A 19,370-nucleotide genomic window follows, 5' to 3' on the forward strand; every position below is an offset into this window, starting at 1 on the left:
AGTCTGCAGTTTTCATTCGATTACGAATACTTTTCGAATAGGTTCTTTAATCACTTTCCCATTTGCTGACTTCACTTCGGTAATCGTCAAATAGTATAGCTCGCCTTGTGTATATTTAGTAGTTGGCTTAATTTTTAACGACTTTCCATCTTCTCCAAGCGTTGTAGAAACCTTAATGATTTCGCCTTTTGCATTTCGAACAACTACGTTATCTAAGTTCGCAGGATCATTTTGTAATGTACCAGAAAACTTGATGTTCCACTCTTTTGTCGTTTTAATTTCACTTTCAGAATCAAAATAATTATACGGTTGATCATTATCGAGCACTACCGCTTGCACTATGCCTGCAGGCAGTTCAAGACCTGTTAATGCATCCAGTACTTCGCCCGTCTCCCCAATTTGAACGATCATAATTCCATCCAACACTTCTGTTTTCTCTACTTTGGCAGGTTGGAATTCTCCTGTCTTTTCATCTTTCACTTGAATTTGTAGCTTTCCATCTGTAATGGTCGCTTTTACGTTTTCAGGTGTATCGACTGAGTGTTCAGGTGTAGGATCTGGTTTTGGATCTGGTTTTGGATCTGGTTTCGGTGTTGGAGTCCAGTTATCCCCTATATCTTCCCCCAAGTTCTTCGTGTACTGCCAACGTAAAATATCATCTTTCTCTAATTCATAAATTCCGGCACTATACTGCGGAAACTCACCATTGACTGAATACATCCAGCCACTTAGTGGACCGCCATCAAATTCTCCTAAATTATTTATACTCTTGACGTATATAGTTGGACCTATTCCAGAAAACTTGATTGGTATGGAGCGATTATCTACTTCACGTTTTAGTATCGTGAATGCCGTATCTCCCGACTCAATTTTAAACTGTTTCGGGCTAATAATATCCCCAGTACCCATTGTCCGTGTTTCTACAGAAAACGTAATATACGTTGGATCTGCTGGTGGAGTTACTACTGGCTTAATTATTGAATTCTCATATTGAGTAATTGCTTGTTTCAAATCACTGATTGCTACGATCACCTGTTGCTGATCTACTTCTTCATTCACTTCTATTGCTTTCGCATCTACGATTGTTGATTGCAGTTGATCACGTGAAGCTTTTGTGAATGTTCCTGCAGTTGTGCCTTCTTGAGTGGATGCCAATTTTTCCTCTGCTGTTTGAATAGCCGCTGTTAATTGTGCTTTATCAACAGCTTCTACTGGCGGCTCTACATTTTCCACATCAGAAAATTGTTGCCAAACGGATTTGCCTGTTTTGATTTCTTGTAGGGCAATGAATGATTGCTCTAAAGCTTTCGCATTGACCCATTGATCAGCAGGTAAAGTAAAGGCAAATGCCCCATTTTTCGTTTGGAATTTGCTTAATGCATCTACAGGTGATTTCCCACCCTTTTGCCAATCAGCCGATGTAACGTCTTCTCCTAACGCAACAAGGCCTGAGATTACAGTCGCAATACTATTAGAGTTTTCTCCCAAAGCGCCCCAGCCAGCTGTATCCAGTTGTTGTTCGCGTAGGACGTGTTTCGCTCGTTCAATTGCGGCATTCACCGCACTATCATCTTGATAATTTGCTAGTGCCAATAAGACCATGCCAGTCATATCGGGATCAGCTGCGTCTTTAGCTTCTAATGAAAGCGAAAATCCGCCCTTTTCCTTTTCTTGCTTTAATACATGTTGCAAGGCTTTCTCTTTTGTTGTGTTATCCCACGTTCCTACATCTTGCCCGCGTTTCTCACCTGTATCTAAAGCGAGCATCGCCCATGCATGTTTATTTATAGATCCAATTGATCCGTCTGCCTTTTGTTGTGCTGCTAGCTCTGCATAAAGATTTCGTTTAGTTTCCCATGCAGTAGATGGATCTTTTCCAGCTGCTAGCAAACCGAAGATATAGCGAATATGATGCGTATCTGATTCATCTTTTTGTAATCCTGGATCTTTAGTGAGCCAATCTGGTAATTGTGCTGTGCCGTCGCTTAATTGAGAACTAGATGCACCCAGTGCAACCAATTCCGTCCAACTAATTCCAGGCATGCTCCATCTGAAATTAGCATTATTATATCTCTCCACTTCATAGAAACGTAACGTATCCGCAAGCATATCGTCTACCGTACGAATAACTTCTGGTATGGCCGGAGTATTATTCGCAGTAGTGTGTACATTCGACTGCACTACTTTAGCAAGTCCAGTCATGGATAACGTTGCATTTGGTACTTCGCCTTGCACATGTAGAAGTACTTTTTGGTTACTTTCAACCGTAACGGAGCCAACTGTTAGGACTCCATTACCTATAGTCCAGTTACTAACGTCTGAAGCCGCTTCCGTAAACGTGTCTCCACTTAATGTGAGTTCAATAGTCGGATCCTTGTCCCCGACTTTCAACTTCGTAATGGATTCAAGAACGGCATTGCGTTTATAGAAAATGTGAATCTTATCATTTTCGTTTAATGCTTTATCGATCAATGAAGTAGCTGAATCTTCATTAAGCTCAACAACCCACTGATCACTGCCATGTAAATTTCCATTTTGAACGTTGTTAATCGTTACAAAATTCGTTTTCGCTTGATCCAATTCGTAAGGAATATTTTGTTCTTTTAACAACTGTTCAACCACTTGTACAATCGTACTGCCTGTTTCGAAAGTTACTTCAGTATCTAAGAGTATCGGTGCATCTAACCCATCGATTTTCACGTAGGCTGTTGGTTGCTCTGCTTTTAAAGCAATTCGATTCCAAACAGAATTTCCCGCTTTCATGTCTGCAAGCGCTAGCAATACTTGTTCTGTTGCCATTAAGTTGGTTCTCTTATCCGTTACTTTCCACTTATAAGAGCCATCTTCCAACTGGAAACCTTTTATTGCATCAACTACTGTACGATCTCCAACATGCCATTTTTCTGCTAGTACGTCTTCGTTTACTGCAGCTAGACCCCAAATCGCTGTCGCTGTGGAGTTGGCATTATCGCCCATTCCAAAATTACCTGGCGAATTAAATCCACCCGACTTTATGTCTAATTGTCTAGCTCGTAATAAGTTCTTCGTTCTTTCAATAGCTGCATCTGCCGCTTCTTCCCCTTGATAGTTAGACAAAGCAATCATGCCCATACCTGTCATATCTGGGTCTGAAACCGGACCGAAGAATGAATATCCGCCATCTGGATTTTGTTTATCGATTAAAAACTGAAGTGCTTTTTGTTTCTTATCCGCATTCCACTCGCCTAAATCGGCACCTAGACGTTCGCCTGTATCCATCGCAAGCAAAGCCCACATATGTTTATTAATACCACCAAATGAGCCTGTCTCTTCGTTTTGTTGTGACGCCAATTCTACATAAAGGTTACGATTCGTTTCCCATGCATCAGCTGGATCTTCGTTCATTGCAAGTAATCCGAAGATAAAGCGGATATGCTCTGTTCCATGATGTATAGGTTCCAGATGACTTGGCTCTACCTTTTGCCATTCTGGTAATACCCACTCGCCATCATTCAGGTCTTCACCTGCTGCATAAAGGCCAACTAATGTTTGCCATGAATCCAACTTCATTCCTTTGTTTTTATAAAACTGAACGGTTTTAGCTAGTAATTCTTCCACATTTGTCTGCTCGACAACTGTTCCTTTTGTATTCTCTACACCTGTATCCACCGCTTGTACTGTTGGAGTTACAAACGACAATACCAACATCAAACTTAGCCACACAGATAATATCTTACTTATTCGACTACCATTCCTCAACGTCTCCTACCCCCTATTTTTTTCAATAAAAAAATCCCGCCTCCGGAAAGAGACAAGGATGGATGCGTGTTTAGACATACATAATACAACACAACATACATACCTTTTTCCGGAAGGTTGTAAGCATGGTATTATGGTAAGTCTCCTGACTTATGGATACAAACGCAACTTCACCCTTCCCAGTACAAATACCAGTGGTTGTCTGAAGTCACTTTCCAATTACAGTGGCCGGACCGTTCAGGATTTTCACCTGATTCCTTTTTAAGTCTTGCAAGCTAGCAAAACACCAAAATACGCTATAAACTACTCTTAATCATAAGGAGTCGACATAACAATTGCAATAGCAAGATTTTTATCGTTTACGGTATTTACCAAATTCCTATAATTGACCAATTAATTCCTGTGCTATCTTGACTATCTTTTCAGTCTATGTAACGATAAGAGATGGATAAACACTAGGGGTGCTGTAGCTGAGAGAGGCGTTCGCCTTAACCCTTGAACCTGCACTAGATAATGCTAGCGGAGGGAAGTGGACATATGACGGATTTCGGCCGTACTATGCAACCGCTTCGCACAGAGAAGTGGTTTTTTTGTGTGTATTTTTTGAAGAAATGAGAAGTGGTAAGAATGATGACTACTAAAGTTTTAGAATTTACGAACGTATCCTTTCATTATCAAGCAACGAATGCTTCGAAACCAACTGCTATTTTCAAGCAAGTCGATTGGCATGTGAATGAAGGCGAATTCGTCAGCATCATTGGGCCAAGTGGTTACGGGAAAAGCACATTGTTCCGACTCGTCACAGGGCTTGAGAATCCTGACAGTGGAGAAATTTCATTGAACGGAGAAGTGACAGAGAAGCGGTTAGGCAAAGTCGGCTATATGCCGCAACAAGATTTGCTCATGCCATGGCGAACCATTCTTGAAAATGTTCGATTGCCACTGGAACTTCAAGGCAGTACACCTTCTTCTGATGAAATCATCCAACTACTCGCTGATTTCGGATTGCCTGGTGAAGAAAATGCCTACCCTGGAAATTTATCAGGCGGCATGCGACAACGTGTTTCCTTTTTGCGGACGATTTTGACCGGCTCTACTATTTTCTTACTGGACGAGCCGTTTAGCGCACTCGATGCGATTACACGGCTGACAATGCAAGAATGGCTGATCGATCAATGGCAAAAGCTCGACAAAACGATCGTCTTCATCACGCATGATATCGACGAAGCACTATTTCTCTCGGACCGCATCTTTGTACTCGCGGAAAAACCAGTACAGACGATTCGCGAAGTCATCGTACCACTCAGCCGACCTCGTACTATGCGGGACTTGGCACGACCTGAACTGATAGAACTGAAAGAGCAACTCATCAGCGAGCTTCGTTCGGAGGCGCGGCTATGAAGAACATCACTTCGTATAGTTGGTCACTACTTTTCGTTGTGATTTTACTTGGTTTATGGGAAATCAGCGCACGTCTATACGACAAAAGCTTTCTCTTCCCGTCTCCTTCAGCGATTCTGATCCGATTATGGGAGCTGAAAGCGGAGCTGTTTATCCACCACTTACCTCCGACGGCGTTAACGATTTTGATTGGCTTATCGATTTCGATCATAATCGGATCGACACTGGCAATTGCCATGTATAGTAAGAAACCGATCGAGCAGGCGTTTTACCCTATCCTGATCGCGTCGCAAACGATTCCCGTGATCGCGCTGGCACCGATTTTCGTCTTGTGGTTTGGCTACAGTATTTGGAGTAAAGTGGCGGTCACCGTACTGATCACGTTTTTCCCGATTACTGTCAGCGTTTTCGACGGCTTACGCTCATCAGATAAAAACTTACGGGAATTAATGCTAACAATGGGCGCGTCCGCAAAAGATATCTTCTATAAACTAGACCTACCTTCCGCCTTGCCGTCTTTCTTCTCTGGACTCAAAGTGGCGGTCACACTGAGTGTAATTGGTGCGGCTATTGGGGAATGGCTAGGCGCTCAGGCAGGACTTGGATATTTCAGCAGAAGAATGATGACGCAATTTGACAGTGCCGCTGTATTTGCACCGATCGTCTTGCTTTCTGCAGTAGGTATTATGTTCTTTCTACTCGTCGTCGTATTGGAAAAACACTTTTTACAATGGAGGAATCACCAATGAAAAAACGTCTGTTCCTTAGCCTCACGTTTCTACTTTTATTGCTAGCTGGATGTACGAATAATACACCCGCTACAGATCAAGATGAGACACCGAACAATGAAAAGAAACAAGTCAGCATCATGCTCGACTGGTATCCAAATGCAGTACATAGCTATATTTATGTAGCCCAGGAAAAAGGCTATTTCAATGAAGAAAACGTGGAATTGGACATTCAATTCCCTGCCAATCCGACAGACCCTATGAACTTGACCGCAGCAGGAAAAGTGACACTTGGACTGTATTACCAACCGGATGTCATTTTAGCGCAAGCCAATGAAGACATTCCGATCAAAGCAATCGCTTCTATCGTGCGTGAACCGCTAAATTACACCGTCATGCTGGAGGAAAGTCCGATTCAATCTCCTAAAGATCTCGAAGGCAAAACGATTGGCTACCCTGGAATTCCATTAAACGAATCTCTAATTAAAACGATGGTCACAAATGACGGCGGCGATTATGACAAAGTGAATATGATCGACGTTGGATTTGAACTCGAATCTTCACTCGTTTCAAAACGTGCCGATGCCGTGACAGGAACATTCATTAACCACGAAGTGCCTGTCATGAATTCAAAAGGCTTCAAAACGCGCTATTTTAATCCAGTAGACTACGGTGTGCCGAATTATAGTGAAATTGTGTTGGTAACGAGTGACGAGACGTGGGATAAAGAACGAGACGCCATCCAAGCGTTCTGGCGCGCAGCACAAAAAGGCTATGAATTCATGGTAGAACAGCCTGAAGAAGCTCTCGACCTGTTGCTGAACAACCAAGATCAAGCAAACTTCCCGTTAGACAAAGCAATTGAAACAGAAAGTTTGAATGTCTTATTGCCCAAGATGGATACAGAAGGTGAAGCATTTGGGACACTGGACGAAACGTCTTGGGAAGAAGTACGAGACTGGCTACATGAAATGGAAATGATCAAGACGAAACCTGAAATCGACGATATGATTTTAGATATCAGTACAGGTGAAATGTTTTCTAAAATTACAAAGTAACACATAAAAAAGGCTATTGCGAGAGTCTCCTTGACGGATCGCAATAGCCTTTTTCGATTATATAAAATTAGCGAGGCAGTACGGTAAACTTCACAGCAAACGACTTCTTCATCGCAACGCCACTTTTATTCTGCAACCCTCGATCCACACGTAAATAATGAACGCCTTGTTGCCATTCGGTAGTTGGTGTAATGAGTAATTGCCTACTGTTTATAGGATCTACTCTTGCTGTAAAACTTTCGATACGCTCTGCACTATTTGGCGAGCGGGTAATATAAATATGTCTTGCATAATCTTTACCGTGTAGTAATTCACTAGTAAATTTGATGGTGAATACTTTATTCGTTTGTACATTTAGTTCAGGAAAATCGCCCGTAAATTCAGATGGTGGCGGGGGTGTTGTAAAAGCTGGCAACGCGTTGCTAAGTCGTTCTAAATTGACTAATCCTGCACCATAATGAATGTCTTTACCCGGTGCCCCTAAGTCTGTCGCGGTCATTTCAAGTAACTGTCTAATCTCAGAAGGCGTCGCTTCAGGCTTCAAAGATTTCACTAAAGCTACTCCCCCCGCCACAATGGGTCCCGAGAAAGATGTTCCACTGAACGACGTATAGCTGTTATGGATTGCAGTTGTAGTGATTGCTGCGCCCGGAGCAACTAAGCTCACGTGAGAGTTATAGTTTGAAAAGGAAGCACGCTGATTATCTCTTTCCGTTGCTCCAACTGAAATGACTGAAGGATAGGACGCAGGAAACATGATCGAATTCCCCTTTGTTGCATCATTCCCGGCAGATGCTACGACCGTGATACCCGAGTCAACTGCACGCTGAATGACCTTTTCCTCCAGTTGAGATCGGTCGCTGCTTCCATAACTCATATTGATCACATCGACTTGTTTCTTAATAGCGTAATCAATCGCCTTGATACTATCCGACACTTTACTGAGGCCGTTCAGATGCGTGATTTTCAACGGCAATATTTTGGTTTCATATATTCCCGCAATACCCACTACGCCTAGATTATTCCCAGCCTTAGCCGCGACTACACCTGCGACAGCTGTTCCGTGACCATTGACGTCTTGAACATTCGAATTATTTGCGTAAAAGTTATAACCGCCCGGCTGAATACGCCCCTGTAAATCCTCATGTTTCAGATCAATGCCAGAATCAATGATTGCCACGACGGTCATTTTCTTCTGCTCCTGCACCCTAGACCAAATCAACTGCGGCTTCACTTGTGGAATCCACCACTGCTTCACAAGAATAGGATCATTGAATACAACGTGCGAATAGCGCTCGTAATTCGGCTCAACATGTAAGACGTTTGGATCGTCTAGTAATTGTTCCTTCATTAACAGCATGTCATCTGAATCTGTAAAGCTCCATAACTCTACTTCATCCGTAATTATTTCACGGCTTTCTACTCCGGGTAAGCTTCCATCCAGTGAGAATGTCTGGCGTTTCTCTTCATACTCTACCAAAAATTCATTTGTAAAATCTTCCGCACTGACCACCCCTTGAAACCCAAGTAACGCCAGCAAGCCAATGCACATACTCAAAACTATATGATGCTGTCTTCTCATTCGTCCCTCTTTTCTTCCCTACCACACTTTAGTAATATGGGATTCTTTTAAACCATTATAACTCACCATTTACCATCTTCATACATCTTACTCATAGTATAGGACTACTTTACATGATAATTTTTGAAGGATTCACTATTATGAATATCCTGCGACCTACTCCCTGTATGCAACAATCTTCCTTACTTCTAGAATAATCCCGCCAGTCATAGTATAATCGGGACTACATTGGTATCTATACTTGCGTTCAGAAGATAGAACCATAGCATGAAGTAGGAGAATTTATATGAAAAAGTGTCCGATATGTAATGAAATGAATACAAAACAGCAAGAGTACTGCACAAACTGTAAAGCATTCCTTGCATCACGCTATTCCAATAAAAAACGGTCGTTACTGAAAACATTGCTGTCTCCCATTGTATTAATAGTGGTTGTACTAGTTGCGATTACAAGTTATTACCTTATGGAAAACAAATACGGTCGGCATGCTATAGCTGATCAATTCATTTCAGCATTGATCGAGCAAGATCGAGACGCGTTACATGAATTGATCGTACCGAAAGATAGTCGTATTTCGATCGACGGAGAAAGCATTCAAGCCTTGCTTACATTGGTCGAGAAAAACCCTTCCATCGTGCAAGTAATTGAAAACAATTTACAAGAAAAGACCGACGATGGTATGTTCTCCATACGTGTAGCAGGAAAGCGATTCGGCCTCTTCTCTCGTTATACGATCAATCCAGCAGGCTATATCCTCAAAGTGAAATCAATTGGGGAGGAAACCGTACTATCAATTCACGATACCGAGATGGGTTATATAAAAAAGAGTAAAGAACAAGCAGAATTCGGCCCGTATATGGCAGGAATTTATCCCATTAAAATGACGACCACATTGAATGACGAAAGTGTGCGGGAAGAAATTCAGGCGAATGTATTTGGGGCAAAGCAATCGGTTCACCTCACTTTTGATTCCATCAAAGAATTGGCCGTCGCAACTAACGTGGAAACCGACAATGATTTGCCAGTCGTACAAAATGACGTCCCGAAAGAAGAACCTGTCGAAACTGTTATTGTCAAAGAAGTGATTAAAGAAGTGCCAGCTGGCGATTCTAACGAGCATTTCATCATTTCGTACAGCGGTGACGTGTTCCTCGACGAATCCGACCTAAAAGGACTGTCAAAAGATGATTTACGTTTAGCGCGCAATGAAATCTATGCACGGCACGGCTATGTATTCCAATCAAAAGAACTGCAAAACTACTTCGGCTCACAGTCATGGTACGAACCGAATCCATCCTTCGATGGAAAGATGACCAAGTGGGAGAAGCATAATGTTGAATTGATCAAGTCATTGGAATAAAAGAAGGAGCAATCCGAGAAGTCATCATGACTTCACGAATTGCTCCTGTTTTTTTAGTTTGGCGCGGGCATAATAACGCGATGTCAAGCTAATTCAACTAGCCTCTTCATCTACCTCACTACCACTCTCGCCATCTACTACCAACTTCTTCATAGCCCTCGCTTCATACGTCACCCAATCTTCATCTGGCTTATTAATCAATTCATCCAGAATCGAAACAGCTTGAGTATCCTCACCAAGCTTCCACAAAGCACGGCTTTCTTGAAGACGAATTCCGTCTCGGTAAGGGGATTCTTTATAATTCTCATCTTTTTCTTTACGGAAAGCTTTCGCGATTTCCACAACGTCTTCATACTTCTTCTCGCGCAAATAACTTGATGCAAGGAAGTACGAGGCATCATCCGTGAAGTAATCCGTATCTTCCGTGCGCATAGCATATTCAAAATACACAACAGCTGCTGGGAAGTCTTCCTTTACGAATTGTCTATATCCTTCATTATAATACATATTCGCTGCTTCATTTGAAACGAATTCAAGCTCGGTTGGTTCTTCAGGTTTTACGACTACCTCTTGAACGGGCTCGTCCTTCTTCGGCTCTGTCTCCGTTATGGCAGGCTTTTTCACCGGTGCTATAGCTTTCGACTCCGTAGCGACCTCAGGCTGTGACATGAGGTTGGCAATTAACCAGATAAAGAAGACTAATAGGACGGTCGCAATACTAGCAAGCAGTACTGCCGCCTCTTTTTTCAGCTTACGCTTAACTTTAGGCTTCGGAACCGGTCGTGCGATATCCGGGCGCGGAGGTTCTGCCGCCACGACACGTTTAATGGTCGGATCATCGAGCACATACATAGGTAATCCTGCCGTATAGCGAGATAATGTGCCGCTTTCATAACGTGCCAACAACACCGTTTTCATGCGATATAATTCAATCGGGATGGGCAGTTTTCCTGCCAACTCCATCGCATGATCTATGATCTGTAGTGCGTTTTCGCCAAAGCCTAGCTGAATTTCCGATATGGCATCGTTATATTCGGCAATGATCTGCGTATACGTGTCCCAATTGTCAACGATCGTTTGCTGTAACTTAATAGCATGAAGATCGTCGCTGTCTAGTTCCTTCAAGTAGGCTAATGCCACGTGCAAATTTCCGACCTTACTTTCGAGCAATGCTTTATGCCACAAAATTTGCTTGCGGCTAACATTCAACTTTTCCAGTTCGCGTATCGTATCAAGCGCTAACGTGTAACGCTTCTGTCGTATCTCTTGTTGCATTTGCTGTATCAGCATAGGAACGTTAGTAAATGAACTCATCGAATCACCTCCACCTACTAAACGGGCGTACGTAGTGACTCACCCATTGATCATTTGTTATGCTCGTCATAAACGTTCCCCCTTTTACGAAACCGTTTTCACTAGTGCATCTTGAATGACTTGATCTTCCATTGAAAAAGCTCTGCGGAATACAGCCGCCACTTTAAAACGCTCAATCCCTTGCGCTTCTTCAGCCGGTATAGTTCCTACCGCTTCCATATAGCTTTCATCGAAATACTCATCGTACACCGGCAACTCTTGTATACCGATTTCTTCAAGCAAGAGTTGCGCTTGATCCATCGCTGCATCCAATTGTGCAAGTAACTCGATCGCTTCAGGATCAACATTCTGACGTACATCTTCAAATAAAGTAAAGATTTGCACTGCGCGTTTCGCCATTTGTACGCGGTCTTGCAAGGCCTCATCTTGTAGACGCGTAATCGCCTCATCAACCGGCAAGATTGCTTGATTGCTTTCGAGCAACTCTTCTAGTGAGCGGAAACTCGTCGATGTAAACTGCTGAAACTGCTTCAAATCTTCTTGCGTGACAGGCTTCTCAATCGGATCCACTTCGAAATCTTCAATCGTAATTTTCTCCAACTGCAATAATTCTTTATCCAATATACGCTGTAACTCTTCCGGCCTGTTATTCGCGGACTCATGTATAGTACTCATCGAATTCCCCTTTTCAGAAAACATATGTAATGCATAAATCAAGCAAGAAAAGCCCAGTCTAAGCTTAGGCTATTATACTGATAAGATAGCACTTTTTGATGGCTAACACAATACTAGGCCGTGAATTGTCGAAGGAATGAGACGACATTGGTACACGTGCTGACGTATTGTTGCACGATGTGTCATCGATAGACAAAACATTCATCCAGAAAAGTTAAGGTTGCTATTTCGTCAGATACCAAGTACAGTAAGGGTAATTAAACTTTCACTTATTTCGATAATTCGGAAATAAGGATAGAGGCGCAAAAACCATTAGTACACAATCAGAGGATCATGAGGTTCTATGAAGATTGTGGAAAGGGGAATTTGCCGAAGCGGCGAGACACTCATGATCTCCAAGCTGATTCTGGACTGAACAAGTGCAGGATTGTCATATGGGAAACTGTATGGTGGGCTATCTCGTGCAAAGAAATAATTCATTATTTCAACGCAACAGCGAGCCCTCGTTGTTGCTTTTTGCGTTCACTTACGTATCGCCCCCACCTCTATGTTTTTTAATAAAATGATAGGATGTGGAGAATAATGAATTTCGGATCAATTATGACAGCGATGGTTACTCCGTTTGATGAAAAAGGAGACATCGATTACCCAGCAACACAAAACTTAATCAATCACTTACTAGCCAACGGAACAGACGCCCTAGTCATCGCAGGTACGACAGGAGAGTCCCCTACGCTTACAGCGCAAGAGAAAGTGGAGCTATTCAAATTCACCGTGCAAACCGTCGCAGGCCGTGCACCAGTTATTGCAGGCACAGGAACGAATAGCACGAGAGAATCCATTGACTTGACGATCCAAGCTGAAGAAGCAGGCGTCGACGGAATTATGCTCGTCGTACCGTACTATAATAAGCCGTGTCAAGAAGGCTTGTACCAGCACTTCAAAACCATTGCACAAACGACTACATTACCAGTCATGCTCTACAACATCCCAGGACGCAGCGCAGTCAATATGTTGCCTGAAACGATTATCCGATTGGCGAACAACGTATCGAATATTACGTCTGTTAAAGAAGCGAGCGGTGATCTAGAAGCCGCTGCAGCGATTATTGAGCATACGGGGGATGACTTCTTTGTCTATTCAGGTGATGACGCGTCTACACTTCCTATGCTATCTATTGGCGGCACAGGCATCGTGTCGGTTTCTGCACATATTATAGGCAATGAAATGCAAGAAATGGTGCGTCACTTCAAAACGGGCAATACAAAGCAAGCCGCTACTATCTATCGTGGCCTATTGCCAATCATGAAAGCAATGTTCGCTGCACCGAACCCTTCTCCGACCAAGGCTGCATTGAACTTGACGGGCGTACCAGTTGGTGGAGTTCGTTTACCAATGATTGCGTTGCCTGAAGAACAAGTAGATTCGTTGAGAGACCTTCTAGCTCTTCGCAATCAATCCGCAGTCGGTCTATGATCGATTTATAGAAACTACTTTAAGCTGCTCCAAGACGACCGCAACATACGGTTATCTTGGAGCAGCTTTTTCATTCACTTCTATATAATAAGTTGAACATAAGAACTAGCCATTCCATTGGAACCGTTGATTTCCGTTCCAGGCGGACGCGTTCCGCGGGCACGGCCTCAATCTCCTCGTCCGCTACGCTACCTGCGGGGCTTTCGGCTCGCGCTGTTCCCGCTGGAAGAGCCGTCACGAAGAACGGCTTTTGCGAGTAAAAGCGAAGCGTTAGGAGCACATCTTTGCACTTGCCGCCTGTAACGAAAATCAACTTAGTGTGTACTAAAATCTTCAATTTAACTTATATAGTATAAGAGTCATAGTCTCCGCTTACGCATCCTGCAACTGACGCCATAAGATCTTTCCACTACTCGTAGTCGGGAAACTATCACGGAACTCGACAATTCGCGGATATTTATAACTCGCCATCTGCCCCTTCGACCATTCGATAATCTCTTCCCCAGTCACGCTTCCTTTATATTCTGAATCCAGAATAATAAGTGCTTTTACCGTTTCACCACGCACTTCATCAGGAGACCGAACGACGCATGCTTGCTGAACCGCCGGATGTTTATAAAGAATCGACTCCACTTCCGTTGGCCACACTTTAAAGCCTGCCGCATTGATCATCCTCTTAACACGGTCTACGATAAAGAAATAGCCTTCTTCATCCATTCTCACGATATCGCCAGTGCGGAAAAATTGTATACCGTCTAGTATCATATGACTCGCTTTTGTTTCTTCCTCTTGATTATAGTAGCCTTTAAACATTTGAGGCGCATTAACTACTAGCTCGCCTTCCTCTTCTACACCGAGTTCTTCACCTGTTGTCGGGTCAATAATGCGGGCATCTACACCGAATGCTGGAATGCCAAGACATTGCAACTTAGGACGGTTCGGTGGATTGAAATGGGTATGCGACATCGTTTCGGATAAACCATAACCTTCTACATAATCTAATCCCGTTCGTTGACGCAGTTTTTCACCTACTGCGATAGGAAGCGTAGCCCCTCCGCCACCGACAATCTCAAGAGAAGATATATCATAATCCGCGAGCTGAGGGTTCGCGAGGAAATCGATCAGCATCGTACTAATATTGATCCAATGACTGACTTTGAAATACTCAATTGCTTTCATCGCATAGTCGCGATCCCATCTTGTCATAATGACCGTATTACTCCCTGCCAAAATCGGATTCAGCGCACTATGCGTGAGTCCCGTCACATGGAATAAAGGCAAACTTGTTAATACGACCGTGTCAGGACTCATTGCCATCCAATGATACGAACCGATCGTATTGGCCTGCACCGTCCGATTCGTATGAATACATCCTTTAGGCGCTCCAGTCGTTCCTGACGTATACGGAATCATTGCCATATCATCACTCTCACCTGTGTAAACTGAAGGCGTCTGAGCCGCATCCAGCGCAGATTTCCACGAAACAGTCTTCGCTAGTTCCTTTGCAGGCGCCTTCACTTCTTCAGGAATTTCAGCCAATGCTTTCCCTTCATTAATATAATCAGAATAAGCAGCAGAAATAACCGTTTGAAGTGTCGTCGTACCAATTAGCGGTTCTAGTTTCGGATACAATTCCTGTCCAATAAACGCCAGTTGAATATCCCCATCTTCCACGAAAAACTGCAAATCTTTTGTCGTACTCATCGGATTGATCGCGACAACGACTGCCCGCAAGCGTAATATCGCAAATAAACTGAAGAGAAATTGTGGCGAGTTTTGCATGAGTAGCAAGACACGATCCCCTTTTTTCACCTGGCATTCCTGTTCCAAATACCCAGCCATCTTCTCTGTCTCGTCCAATAATTGTCCGTACGTTGCGGATCCGCCATAAAATTCATAAGCCGTTTTATTCGGATATTTCTTTGCAGTGATCGCTAAATTATCATAAATCGTCGTTTCAGGTAATGTAAGAGATTTCGCAATACGGGGTGGCCAAAATTCAAAATGGGCTGTATGTTTCATTCAATTCACTCCTCAACTTTTATATGCGCTTACACATGAATCACAGACAATTTCCTGTCCTGACAAATACGGTGCCACATCAAGCACACCTTTTTGACTGACGAAATGCAAATCATCATCTACATCCATCTCAAGCATTGCTCTGCCTACTTGCGTTTGTGCGAGTAACGATTCATTTTGATCTTTCTGACTACCGTAAAACAACTTGGCAGCGAGCGCACTATCCGTTAATTGAACAGCATTCTCTCCAGCCAGCTGAATCAGCTCGGATAAAAAGTATCCTGCACCGTAGAAATCTTCTAAGCAAAATTGATTGGCAGAACCTGCACAAGTGAGCAAAATCGTTTCGTCTTCATATTCGTCAAATACTTTTTTGGCTACCGCCGGACTATTCAATAATGAAGCAATCCACACTTTACGCGCAGCCGCGGCTTTTCGAATAGCCACTGTGCCGTTAGTCGTTCTCAATATCAACGTTTTATCCGCCACTTTCTCTTTAAGAGCTAGCGGCAATGGATAGGAAAACCCTTCTATAGGCAAACCGTTCCACTCACCCGCCATACAATACTCATCAGTCGGCAAGTTTTTCGCAATGTCACGTGCTTCTTTTTCATCAGCTGTCGGAATCACTGACCGTGCGCCAAATGACAGACAGGCAGAAATCGTAGAAGTCGCTAATAACACATCAAAGACTACAACCGTTTTGGTTGCATCGAGCTTCGCCTCATCCAATTCTTCTTTCTTAAAAAGCAAATGGATTCTCATCCTGTCACCTCTTACTTCCTAGCGCTAATTAACGCGTACTGAATTAGATTTTCAACAAACACATTAAAGTGAGCAAAACGTTGATCTTGCGTTTGTCCCTTTTTATAGCGGTAATAAATCTGCTGGCAAATGACGGCCAGTTTAAAGTAGGCAAACGTCAAATAATAATCAATCGAGCTGACATCACGTCCACTCTTCTCTGCATAACGCTCGATAAATTCATCTCTTGTGAAAAACCCTTCCATCACGGTGACCGGTGGTTTGCCAAGTCCTTTTTTCAACATTTCAGGATCATCTGCTTGAATCCAATAACTCATCGCAGCGCCCACATCAGCGAGCGGATCGCCTACTGTCGTCATTTCCCAGTCAAACAGCCCCGTCATTTCAGAATAATCTTCCGAAAACATCGCATTGTTTAATTTATAATCATAATGAATAATGGTAGGCTCAGCGGACTCCGGCACATGACTCTTCAAGTACTCGGTCAATTCGTCCAAATCTTTCACGTCATCTGTTTTCGCGCGTTCATAGCGCCCGATCCACCCCGCCACTTGCCGCTCCATAAAGCCTTCAGGTTTCACCATATCCACTAACTTTGTTTTCTTATAATCCACTTGATGCAAACTAACCAGTTGCTCTACAAGTAACTCAGAAATCTTTCGTCCAAGTTCAGGTGTATACACCGCGCCGGCAGGGAATTCCGTGTCTAGCACGATACCATTGCGACGTTCCATAATGAAAAACGGACTACCAACAATCTCTTCATCTTTAGAAAAGACATAGGGTTTAGGAGCTGGCTTGAAATATGGATGCAAGCTCGATAAAATCTGATACTCCCGCTCCATATCATGTGCTTTCGGTGCTACTGGTCCTAGCGGTGGTCTGCGCAACACCGCTTCCCACTCATTAATTTGTAACAGATACGTCAAATTGGAATGTCCCGCACTGAACTGACGAATGTGCAATTCCCCTTCTGGTGCTTCTGGAATATGGTCACGAATGAATTGTTGCAGTTTTTCTTTATTCAGTTCTTCCCCAGATCGAACGTCAATTGTTGTAGCATTCTCCATAGTAAATCCTCCTTTATACTAACCGGTTGGTATGTTATAGCTAAGCTGATTTCTCAGCTTAGCGTGGAATGATTCCTTCAAGCAATAGGCTAGAAAATAGCTCAATCAATTCATCCGCGGACATCTTGCCTTTTGGATTGAACCAGTTATAGCTGTAATTCGTAATGCCCAATACGCCGAATGCCACAATGTCGGCACGTAAATCTTGACGGAACTCACCCGCTTCGATGCTATCCGTAATCAACTGCTCGATATTCAAACGAAACAGATCGCGTTGTGTTTCAATCGTATCGACATTCTGTTCAACTAAATGACGCATTTCACGGAAAAATACACGTCCGCTCGGCCCGTTATTCTGAATATCATGGATCAACAACGCGATAATCGCTTCCAGCTTTTCACGGCCTGATAAGTGATCCTTCTCTAAAATCGTCTGCTGGCGTTTCAGTAAATCCGAAATATATTCCAGATGAATTTCCATCAATAATTGCTCTTTACTATTGAAATAATAATAAAATGTTCCTTTTGTTACACCGATTGCTTCCACTATATCTTGAATCGATGTATCGCTGAATCCTTTTTCTTCAAACAACAACACACTCGCTTGTGTAATTTTAGCTTTCATACTCATTCCTCGACCCTCTTCATGTTATTTACCTCATACTATATCACATTTCAGCGGATCGAATCCTCACGCGGAATGAATGAAACGGTAGTCTAATCTTATCGATCACTTATCGGTATTTTTTCAATTCTAGTCTAGCAATCTGTCTTGAATGCACTTCATCCGGACCGTCTGCAATGCGTAACGTCCGAGCCGCTGCATACATATACGCGATCGGGAAGTCTTCACTAACACCCGCTCCGCCAAATGCTTGGATCGCCCGGTCGATGACACGCAATGCCATATTCGGAGCTACTACTTTAATCATGGCGATTTCTGCCTTTGCGACTTTATTGCCGACAGTATCCATCATGTATGCAGCTTTTAATGTCAACAGACGAGCTTGTTCAATATCCATGCGTGATTCCGCAATCCATTGCTGCACGACACCGTGATCGGAAATCTTCTGACCAAACGCCTCTCGTTCACTCGTTCTCTTACACATCAATTCAAGCGAACGTTCAGCAGCACCAATCAAACGCATACAATGGTGAATCCGGCCAGGACCTAATCTACCTTGCGCAATCGCAAATCCTTTACCTTCACCCCATAGTATATTTTCTGCCGGTACACGTACGTCTGTAAATAGAATTTCCGCGTGTCCGTGCGGTGCATCATCATAGCCGAACACTGGCAACATGCGTTCTACTGTCACACCTTCCGCATCCATCGGCACGAGAATCATCGATTGCTGCTCATGCTTCGCTGCATTCGGATCACTCTTGCCCATAAAGATCATCACTTTACAACGAGGATCCCCTGCCCCTGAAGTCCACCATTTCCTACCGTTGATCACATACTCATCGCCATCGCGTACAATACTCGATTCAATATTCGTCGCATCACTCGACGCCACGTCTTTCTCGGTCATCGCAAATGCAGAGCGGATTTCTCCTTCAAGTAACGGTTCAAGCCATTGCTTCTTCTGCTCATCCGTACCATAACGCGCCAACACTTCCATATTGCCAGTATCCGGTGCATTACAATTGAAAATTTCCGGCGCCAAGAAAGAACGTCCCATAATTTCACAAAGCGGAGCGTATTCGGCATTCGTCAATCCTGCGCCATAGCTATCGTCAGGAAGAAACAAATTCCAAAGTCCCTTCTCTTTCGCCTTTGCCTTCAATTCATCTACAATCGGCGGAATCTTATTCCACCGGTCTCCTTGCTCCTCTTGCTGCTGGCGAAACACAGCTTCATTCGGATAAATATAGTCCTCCATAAATTGCGTCACTTGCTCTTGTAACTTTACTACTTTCTCGGAATATGAAAAGTTCATAGTTTTTAACTTCCTTTCGTTTATACTAACCAGTTGGTATGTTCTGAATATTACACTTACTATACGGGATTTGGTTTGGGGTTGCAAGGGGTTTTTGGGTGGGAGGTCGATACGGTGTCGATACGGTGTCGATACGGTGCCAGGTCCACACACAATTTGCACACAATTCTGCTGCGACACAGTACTCGGCACGGTACCAGGTCCCCAGGCAATTCCCACACAATTCATCCAGGAATCG

The 19,370-nt window shown here is 43.4% G+C and carries 14 protein-coding genes and 3 riboswitches; of the genes, 5 read left to right on the forward strand and 9 right to left on the reverse strand.

What is annotated here, in order from left to right; translation table 11 throughout:
- Positions 1 to 12 precede the first annotated feature (12 nt).
- On the reverse strand, positions 13 to 3,738 hold the full coding sequence (locus CSV64_RS07015; protein ID WP_099634036.1) for a DUF4430 domain-containing protein: 3,726 nt from the start codon (positions 3,736 to 3,738) through the stop codon (positions 13 to 15).
- Positions 3,739 to 3,856: 118 nt separating this feature from the next.
- Positions 3,857 to 4,044, reverse strand: a riboswitch (cobalamin riboswitch).
- A 141-nt stretch (positions 4,045 to 4,185) separates the two neighbouring features.
- A riboswitch (TPP riboswitch) is annotated at positions 4,186 to 4,283 on the forward strand.
- Positions 4,284 to 4,368: 85 nt separating this feature from the next.
- On the opposite strand from CSV64_RS07015, the gene CSV64_RS07020 reads away from it, so the two are divergent.
- From CSV64_RS07020 to CSV64_RS07030, 3 genes are read left to right on the forward strand one after another with little or no spacing between them, the layout of a single operon-like run.
- Positions 4,369 to 5,139 (forward strand): ABC transporter ATP-binding protein, encoded by a 771-nt coding sequence (locus CSV64_RS07020; RefSeq protein ID WP_099634037.1) that lies wholly within the window; start codon positions 4,369 to 4,371, stop codon positions 5,137 to 5,139.
- The gene (locus CSV64_RS07025; RefSeq protein WP_099634038.1) at positions 5,136 to 5,888 is read left to right on the forward strand and encodes an ABC transporter permease; all 753 of its coding nucleotides are present in this window, start codon (positions 5,136 to 5,138) and stop codon (positions 5,886 to 5,888) included. Before CSV64_RS07020 ends, CSV64_RS07025 begins: the two co-directional genes overlap by 4 nt.
- Positions 5,885 to 6,925 carry an ABC transporter substrate-binding protein gene (locus CSV64_RS07030; protein WP_099634039.1) on the forward strand — a complete coding sequence of 347 codons (1,041 nt, stop codon included), beginning with the start codon at positions 5,885 to 5,887 and terminating at the stop codon, positions 6,923 to 6,925. The genes CSV64_RS07025 and CSV64_RS07030 overlap by 4 nt, the downstream gene beginning before the upstream one ends.
- 67 nt (positions 6,926 to 6,992) lie before the next feature.
- Here the strand turns inward: CSV64_RS07030 and CSV64_RS07035 are convergent, their stop codons facing one another.
- Positions 6,993 to 8,507 (reverse strand): S8 family peptidase, encoded by a 1,515-nt coding sequence (locus CSV64_RS07035; RefSeq protein WP_099634040.1) that lies wholly within the window; start codon positions 8,505 to 8,507, stop codon positions 6,993 to 6,995.
- Positions 8,508 to 8,793: 286 nt separating this feature from the next.
- Here CSV64_RS07035 and CSV64_RS07040 point away from each other — a divergent pair, with 286 nt between their 5' ends.
- Complete coding sequence (locus CSV64_RS07040) at positions 8,794 to 9,867, forward strand: YARHG domain-containing protein (RefSeq protein WP_099634041.1); 1,074 nt, start codon at positions 8,794 to 8,796, stop codon at positions 9,865 to 9,867.
- A 93-nt stretch (positions 9,868 to 9,960) separates the two neighbouring features.
- Here the strand turns inward: CSV64_RS07040 and CSV64_RS07045 are convergent, their stop codons facing one another.
- Entirely contained in the window at positions 9,961 to 11,181 is a 1,221-nt protein-coding gene (locus CSV64_RS07045; RefSeq protein WP_099634042.1) for a tetratricopeptide repeat protein, read from the reverse strand.
- An 84-nt stretch (positions 11,182 to 11,265) separates the two neighbouring features.
- A complete protein-coding gene (gene grpE, locus CSV64_RS07050; RefSeq protein ID WP_158233014.1) occupies positions 11,266 to 11,856 on the reverse strand; it encodes a nucleotide exchange factor GrpE in 591 nt (196 codons plus the stop codon).
- A 287-nt stretch (positions 11,857 to 12,143) separates the two neighbouring features.
- Positions 12,144 to 12,321, forward strand: a riboswitch (Lysine riboswitch).
- 117 nt (positions 12,322 to 12,438) lie between these two features.
- On the opposite strand from grpE, the gene dapA reads away from it, so the two are divergent.
- Entirely contained in the window at positions 12,439 to 13,332 is an 894-nt protein-coding gene (gene dapA / locus CSV64_RS07055) for a 4-hydroxy-tetrahydrodipicolinate synthase (protein ID WP_099634044.1), read from the forward strand.
- A 372-nt stretch (positions 13,333 to 13,704) separates the two neighbouring features.
- Here dapA and CSV64_RS07065 read toward each other — a convergent pair whose 3' ends face one another.
- The 5 genes from CSV64_RS07065 to CSV64_RS07085 all read right to left on the reverse strand — a co-directional run bounded on the left by CSV64_RS07065 (position 13,705) and on the right by CSV64_RS07085 (position 19,132).
- On the reverse strand, positions 13,705 to 15,354 hold the full coding sequence (locus CSV64_RS07065) for a long-chain-fatty-acid--CoA ligase (RefSeq protein WP_099634046.1): 1,650 nt from the start codon (positions 15,352 to 15,354) through the stop codon (positions 13,705 to 13,707).
- A gap of 12 nt (positions 15,355 to 15,366) precedes the next feature.
- Positions 15,367 to 16,119, reverse strand: coding sequence for a 2-phosphosulfolactate phosphatase (locus CSV64_RS07070; protein ID WP_099634047.1), 753 nt, complete (start codon positions 16,117 to 16,119; stop codon positions 15,367 to 15,369).
- Between the two features lie 11 nt (positions 16,120 to 16,130).
- Positions 16,131 to 17,189 carry a phosphotransferase family protein gene (locus tag CSV64_RS07075; RefSeq protein WP_099634048.1) on the reverse strand — a complete coding sequence of 353 codons (1,059 nt, stop codon included), beginning with the start codon at positions 17,187 to 17,189 and terminating at the stop codon, positions 16,131 to 16,133.
- Between the two features lie 58 nt (positions 17,190 to 17,247).
- Positions 17,248 to 17,820, reverse strand: coding sequence for a TetR/AcrR family transcriptional regulator (locus CSV64_RS07080; RefSeq protein ID WP_369802902.1), 573 nt, complete (start codon positions 17,818 to 17,820; stop codon positions 17,248 to 17,250).
- A gap of 103 nt (positions 17,821 to 17,923) precedes the next feature.
- A complete protein-coding gene (locus CSV64_RS07085; RefSeq protein WP_099634049.1) occupies positions 17,924 to 19,132 on the reverse strand; it encodes an acyl-CoA dehydrogenase in 1,209 nt (402 codons plus the stop codon).
- Positions 19,133 to 19,370: the final 238 nt, after the last annotated feature.

Origin of the sequence: Sporosarcina sp. P32b, assembly GCF_002743335.1 — a bacterium.
Classification (GTDB): Bacteria; Bacillota; Bacilli; order Bacillales_A; family Planococcaceae; genus Sporosarcina.

Bases quoted from the DNA above. Each gene is read 5' to 3' on its own strand.
- CSV64_RS07085 (WP_099634049.1), bottom strand. From the start codon at position 19,132: ATGAACTTTTCATATTCCGAGAAAGTAGTAAAGTTACAAGAGCAAGTG.
- CSV64_RS07045 (WP_099634042.1), bottom strand. From the start codon at position 11,181: ATGAGTTCATTTACTAACGTTCCTATGCTGATACAGCAAATGCAACAA.
- CSV64_RS07025 (WP_099634038.1), top strand. From the start codon at position 5,136: ATGAAGAACATCACTTCGTATAGTTGGTCACTACTTTTCGTTGTGATT.
- CSV64_RS07030 (WP_099634039.1), top strand. From the start codon at position 5,885: ATGAAAAAACGTCTGTTCCTTAGCCTCACGTTTCTACTTTTATTGCTA.
- dapA (WP_099634044.1), top strand. From the start codon at position 12,439: ATGAATTTCGGATCAATTATGACAGCGATGGTTACTCCGTTTGATGAA.
- CSV64_RS07020 (WP_099634037.1), top strand. From the start codon at position 4,369: ATGACTACTAAAGTTTTAGAATTTACGAACGTATCCTTTCATTATCAA.
- CSV64_RS07070 (WP_099634047.1), bottom strand. From the start codon at position 16,119: ATGAGAATCCATTTGCTTTTTAAGAAAGAAGAATTGGATGAGGCGAAG.
- CSV64_RS07035 (WP_099634040.1), bottom strand. From the start codon at position 8,507: ATGAGAAGACAGCATCATATAGTTTTGAGTATGTGCATTGGCTTGCTG.
- grpE (WP_158233014.1), bottom strand. From the start codon at position 11,856: ATGAGTACTATACATGAGTCCGCGAATAACAGGCCGGAAGAGTTACAG.
- CSV64_RS07080 (WP_369802902.1), bottom strand. From the start codon at position 17,820: ATGAGTATGAAAGCTAAAATTACACAAGCGAGTGTGTTGTTGTTTGAA.
- CSV64_RS07075 (WP_099634048.1), bottom strand. From the start codon at position 17,189: ATGGAGAATGCTACAACAATTGACGTTCGATCTGGGGAAGAACTGAAT.
- CSV64_RS07040 (WP_099634041.1), top strand. From the start codon at position 8,794: ATGAAAAAGTGTCCGATATGTAATGAAATGAATACAAAACAGCAAGAG.
- CSV64_RS07065 (WP_099634046.1), bottom strand. From the start codon at position 15,354: ATGAAACATACAGCCCATTTTGAATTTTGGCCACCCCGTATTGCGAAA.